The following is a 5,851-nucleotide window of genomic DNA, read 5'->3' on the forward strand; positions in this document are numbered from 1 at the left end:
GCTTCGCGAGGGCAACGGCTTATATCTGGTGACACTGGATACCCGTGGCCAGCCCCAGACAACACCACGTCTGCTAGCGAATGGGGCAATCACACAAGTAGGCTGGACCTATCAAGATAGTACAGCCTCTTTTCTCTTCTAAGGTCCATTGGCTATAATGGGCAAGTGGTTCGTCTGCTACCGGCTGAATAAGAACAGCAATACCTAAAGGAGAATAACCATGACTGACGATATCGAACAGGAAGATTTTGACCCTGAAGAGTATGACGATCTTGAAATGTTAGAGATTCTGGAGACAATTCGCGAGGACATGGAGGAGCTGGGACTGCGCACCCTGGATGAGGTCATCCAGCGCATCGAAGAGCTTCATCGAAAATTGGAGAATCAGCATAAGGAACTCTAGGGAGCGCCGTCGGCGGCCTCTGAGTTCCCGAGGTCTCTGTCTGCCTTGTTGCCAGCGCTCCCCTAACCGCTGCTCTGACAGCCCCCCGACCTGGTTGGGGGGCGAGACACTACCTCTCCAGCCAGGGGAAGGGCCAGGTGATCCCAAGAGGGGGCGAGCGGGTTGGTCAGGAGGAGCATCCCGCTCATGGTGCGGGGAAGCGCTGGCAGAAGCGGGCAAAGGCGCTGGTCACTTGTCTGCGGGTCTCCTCCAGCGAGCCACTGTTATCGATGACCTCATCAACCAGCGGCAAACGCTGCTCAACTGGCGGTTGAGCGCGCAGGCGGGCTTGGGCTTCTTCCTCGCTAAGCTGATTGCGCTCGATCAGACGGCGCAATTCTTGCTCCGGTGAGCAGATGACGAGCCATTTGCTCTGGCAGAGCGCGGCGGTCCCTCCCTCCAGGAGCTTGACCGCATCGATGATAGCGATACCCGAAGGGCTGACCTGATTCAGCTCTTGCAGAATGGCCATGCCAACCGCGGGATGAACGATAGCTTCCAGACGGCGCAGCGCCTCGGGGTCATGGAAGACAATCTTACCAAGTGCTTGGCGATCGACTCGCCCCTCAGGAGTCAGGACGGAGGGACCAAAAGTGTGAGCAATCCTGGTCGCGACTGGCTGGCCCGGTTCGTAGAGGGAGTGGACCAACGCGTCTGCATCAATATAGCGCTCTGCGCCCAATTCCAGTAACATCTTACCCACGGTCGTTTTGCCGCAGGCGATATTTCCCGTCAGGCCAATGATACGAGGCATATGAGAACGATGCTCCTCTCGCAAGATGATGATAGCGAGCAGGTCTCCGCCAGGCTTACTGGCAATCCCGGACCAGCCGGGCCTGGCTGCTCCTGCCCCATCCACCAGCCCGTGGCCTCCACCGACTCCGCCAAAAGTACCGACGTACACCATTTCTTTTCAGGCTGGCGAAATTTATCGTACAATAACTCCGCAATCTTTGCTATGTGCAGTAAGGAGCGTGCATGGGCAGACGCCTGGGCCTTCTGATCGGCATTAATCAGTACCAGGATAGCAATTTCCAACCACTGCGTTACGCCGAGACGGATGCCAGAGCCATCGCGCACTGGCTGGTGAACAGCCGGGGAGGGCGCTGGCATCCTTCGGATGTACAACTCTTCCTTGGGCCACAGGCCACGCGGCACTGCATCGAGCAGCGGCTGATGCAGCTCTGTCTCCAGACTGCAGGCCCTGACGATACGCTCTTCGTGTACTTCGCCGGACATGCTTTTCTCGATGAAGGGCGAGCCGAGGGCTATCTTGCGCTGGCAGATACCTTCTACCATCAGCCTGCGAGCGGTTTGCTGTTGGCCTCGACGCTGCTGCAGATATTTGGGCGCAGCCCGGCGCGTGCGGTTGTCTGTGTCCTCGACTGTTTTCAGACAGGAAGCCTGTGGAGGCAGCGGCGCGTTTCACCTTTCGATTGCAGGCCCTTGCCAGGATCAACCCTGCTGGCTACATTGCAACAGCTCCCTAATCGCTTCCTGCTCTGTTCCTGTCGAGGGAACGAGTTTGCCGCCGAGCAAGGGGAGCAGAATGTAGGCCTGCTCGCCCACCGTCTCTTACTCGGGTTGTGTGGGGGAGCAGCCGACCCGGCCAGTGGACAGATTACCTTTCAGCGTCTTTCTCTCTACTTACAGCAAAGCCTAGGGGAGCAGCAACGTCCGCAGCTCTTTGGCCAGGGGCTAGGGCCAGTGGTTCTTGTCGGCGAGGAGGTTCCTACAGAGGCTTCTCCTTCAGCCGCAGCGGCAACAGCCGGCGGGAGCGGCCAGTCTGGTCTATATCGTATGCCAACGGGCCCGGCACCGGCCATGCAGCAGGCCGGTAACCAGACTGGTCAATGGCCACAGTTGACCCAGGCTCCGGCGGGCCTTGCCCAGCTCTCTCCCCAGCAGCCCGCCACACCGGCGGCGATGCCAGCAGCGGAACAGCAGGCAGCCCTCCTACTCCAGCAAGCCCGCTCTCTGCTCCAGCAACAGCGGCCGACAGACGCGCTCAACTATGTGGAGAGGGCGCTGCAGCTTACGCCGACGCAGGCATCGGCATTGCTGCTTAAAGGGCAGTTGCTTGGTGCTGCTGGCCGTTTTGCTGAGGCCCTGCAGGCCATCGAACAGGTTCTACATCAGGAGCCGAGCAACGCCCTGGCCTGGAGCACACGCGCGGCCCTCCTGGCCAATATGGGCCAGTTTGAAGAGGCCCTTTGGGCGATTGAGCGTTCGCTCGCCCTTGATCCTCATAACAGTGAGACGCAGACGATCAAATCGGCGATTCTCGTCAAGATGGCCGTGGCTCAGACGCCGGCAGCCCCTCCCAGCGCCACGGTCCCCGGCACCAACTCCGGCCAGACCTCTCCCACGGTTGGAGGGACAGCAACCAGCGCTGGCCAGGCCAGAGTCGGCAGCCGACAAGGCGCATCTCGGCCTGGGCGAGCCTTACTGGTGAGCCTGATGCTGCAGATAGTTGGTCTGGGCCTCGGACTACTGGGGGCCTGGCTTGCCATCAAGCATCCGGGTCTGCCGAGTGCCTTGCCCTTGACCATTGAGGGCCTTGGCCTCGCCCTGCTCTGCGTCAATGCGCTCTCTGGCTGCTACTTCGACGGACTCTGGCGCTTCTTGCCGATCCCGTTGACTAGTCTGCTGACGGGTGCGGTGCCGGTCTACCTGCTCCTGACCCAGAGCGGGCGGGCCCGGCTGGCAGGGCTGGTTGAGGCCAACCCACGGGGCCTTACAGCCATCTCTTTCATCTTGCTCTGGTTTGGGCTGGTCGCTGTCCTGCCATTCCTGTTGGCGCTGGTTGGGCTGGTGAGCGGCTGGCTACGCGGCGCGCGTCGTCGCTAAGGCCGGCAGGCAGCGCCTGGCTTCCCTCAACTGCCCGCGCCAGCGTGGGAAGCCCCAGCCTGGTCCGTTGCCGCGAGTTGCTCCCACTCTGCAAGGAGCTGCTCCAGCTCTGCTTTGACCGCCTCATAGGCGCTGGTCAGTCGCTCTAGCTCGGCCACCTCTCCCTTGCTGGCAGCTTCATTCAGGGCCGCCTCCAAGGCGCGGGCCTCTTGCTCACGCACTTCGATCTCCTGCTCGATCTCGGCTAAGTTACGCGGGCGAAGCTGCCCGGCGCGACGGTGCTGCCGCTGACGCCCGAGGCGCCGTCCGTGATCATTTCCCGCCAGGGGTTGCCCGGCTACAGTCTTCGCTCTGACTACCGCCGGGCCGGGAGCTAGGCCCTGCCGATCTTGGCCCTGGATCGGTGGGTGTACCTGCCCAGACAGCAGACGCGCACGATAGTCGCTATAATTGCCGTCGTATGCCCGCAGCATTCCATCAATGATTACCCAGACCCTGGTAGCTAGGCGATCGATAAAGTAGCGATCATGGGAAACGAAGAGCAGGGTTCCGCTAAAGGTGCTCAGCACCTCCTCCAGAAACTGCCGAGAGGGCAAATCGAGGTGATTGGTGGGTTCATCCAGAACCAAGAAATTTGGCTCCTGCAGCACCAGCTTGGCCAGCACGACGCGACTACGTTCACCCCCGCTGAGACTACCGATCGCCTTAAAGACCTCATCGCCCTCAAACAGGAAACGCGCTAACAGGGCACGCGCGCTTTCCTCGCTCAAGGCCGCCACCTGACCAATCTCGTCCAGAATGGTGCGCTCAGGGTCCAAATCCTCATGGGTCTGGGAGTAGTAGCCAATGCGCACATTGTGACCGAGGAGCACCTTGCCCTGTAGTGGCGGTAGCTGGCCAATGAGAGTGCGCAACAGTGAGGTCTTGCCGGCCCCATTGGGACCAAAGAGACCAATGCGCTCGCCACGCGTGATTTCCAGATCAGGCACCTGCACCAGCGCTCGGGAACCCTGGCCCGGCTGGCGATAGCCGACTACCAGTCCACGAGTGGAAAGTACGACGCGCCCGCTTGCCAGCGAGGGCTTGAGTTCAAAGCGCAACTCCTGGAATTGCTGGGGACGGTTGAGCCGCTCCAGACGGCTCAAGAGTTTTTCTCGCCCGCGCGCCTGACGACTGCGCTGGCCCGCCTTATAGCGACGAATAAACTCCTCAGTCCGCTGGATAAATTCCTGCTGCTCTTCGTATTCTTGCAGACGGCGCTGGAAGCGCTCTGCACGTAATTGCAGATATTTACTGTAATTGCCCGGATAATCATCAATACGTCCGAAAGCCAGCTCCAGGATGCGCGTGACAATCTTATCCAGAAAGTAGCGGTCGTGTTCGACCACTACCAGAGCACCTTTCCAGGTCTGCAGGTAGTCCTCTAGCCACTCCAGAGCCTCCAGATCAAGATGATTGGTCGGCTCATCCAGCAGGAGGAGATCCGGCTCCTGGAGAAGAAGACGAGCCAGAGCCGCGCGTCGCTGCTGCCCTCCACTGAGCTGGGCGATCGGCATGTCATGTAACTCGCGGCTGAAGCCCAACCCATCTAGCACCTGCTGGACCCGCTGCTCATAGGTATAGCCGCCGGCATGCTCAAAGCGAAGCTGAAGTTCAGCGTAGCGCTGCAGGAGCTGCTCGCGCAAAGGTGCATCACCCTGCGCGCTGGCAGTAGCAATCGCAGCAGCCAGCGCCTGTAGCTCCTGCTCCCAGGAGCGCAGGTAGTCAAAGACCGCTAGCAGCTCTTCGCGCAGCGTGCGGTCCAGTCGCAGATCAAGAGTCTGAGGAAGATAGCCGATGCGAGTACCGCGGGCGACCAAGATGGTGCCTTCATCAGGTTCTTCCTGACCGGCCAAAAGCTTGAGCAGGGTTGACTTACCGGCTCCATTCGGGCCGACCAGTCCAATGCGATCGCGTTCGTTAATATGGAAGGTGACATCGGCAAAGAGACGTTCTGCGCCGAAGGCTTTTCCAAGACTATTGACGCTAATCAGCGGCATAGGGTGGCGTACATTAGTGCACTCACTTCTGAGCCAGTATGCAGCCCAGACATGAATCGGATATGAACCAGGACGCGTTAGTCCGTGACCCAGCGGTTCAGCCTGGGGCTGAGACCGACAGGGCTATGCTTCCCACAAGATCACGCTTGCCAGGCAAGTAAACAGGCAGGAGAACCTTCCTTTCCTGTTCTTGTTCTTGGAGACCGGACATCTCAGGTCGGCGGGCAGACACAGGGTACCATAAAAGCAGGCCGGGCGCAAGCACCGCCACCAGCCCGGGAGGGAACCGCGGCCACAAGTAGAGCAGACGGCTGATCGGCTGTTGACAGGTCTCTGCTTGCTCACAGAGAGCCTGGTCAAACACTGCCTGATCAGCCGTCTGCAGGAAGAGAAGATTGCCCGTGGGCGACGCCACCGCTCCTCACGCAGTCTCCCTTGCCATCCCCCAACGTCCCCTGTTCCCCCTCTGGCGGAGGCCGGCCGAGCGGGGGAGCCGGGGGCGGAGGCACAGGTGGCGGGG

The 5,851-nt window shown here is 60.4% G+C and carries 5 protein-coding genes; 3 read left to right on the forward strand and 2 right to left on the reverse strand.

Annotated features, from left to right (window positions below):
* The first annotated feature begins 220 nt into the window (after positions 1–220).
* Positions 221–403, forward strand: a complete 183-nt coding sequence (locus tag IRZ24_RS15840; protein ID WP_297166070.1) for a hypothetical protein — start codon at positions 221–223, stop codon at positions 401–403.
* A gap of 184 nt (positions 404–587) precedes the next feature.
* Here IRZ24_RS15840 and coaE read toward each other — a convergent pair whose 3' ends face one another.
* A complete protein-coding gene (coaE, locus tag IRZ24_RS15845; protein ID WP_297166073.1) occupies positions 588–1,196 on the reverse strand; it encodes a dephospho-CoA kinase in 609 nt (202 codons plus the stop codon).
* 224 nt (positions 1,197–1,420) lie between these two features.
* On the opposite strand from coaE, the gene IRZ24_RS15850 reads away from it, so the two are divergent.
* Positions 1,421–3,292, forward strand: coding sequence for a tetratricopeptide repeat protein (locus IRZ24_RS15850; RefSeq protein ID WP_297166076.1), 1,872 nt, complete (start codon positions 1,421–1,423; stop codon positions 3,290–3,292).
* Between the two features lie 26 nt (positions 3,293–3,318).
* On the opposite strand, the gene IRZ24_RS15855 is transcribed toward IRZ24_RS15850, so the two are convergent.
* Positions 3,319–5,331, reverse strand: a complete 2,013-nt coding sequence (locus tag IRZ24_RS15855) for an ABC-F family ATP-binding cassette domain-containing protein (RefSeq protein ID WP_297166079.1) — start codon at positions 5,329–5,331, stop codon at positions 3,319–3,321.
* A 337-nt stretch (positions 5,332–5,668) separates the two neighbouring features.
* Here IRZ24_RS15855 and IRZ24_RS15860 point away from each other — a divergent pair.
* The coding region (locus IRZ24_RS15860; protein WP_297166082.1) for a hypothetical protein at positions 5,669–5,851 on the forward strand (183 nt) is incomplete at its 3' end.

Origin of the sequence: Thermogemmatispora sp., assembly GCF_019683755.1 — a bacterium.
Classification (GTDB): Bacteria; Chloroflexota; Ktedonobacteria; order Ktedonobacterales; family Ktedonobacteraceae; genus Thermogemmatispora.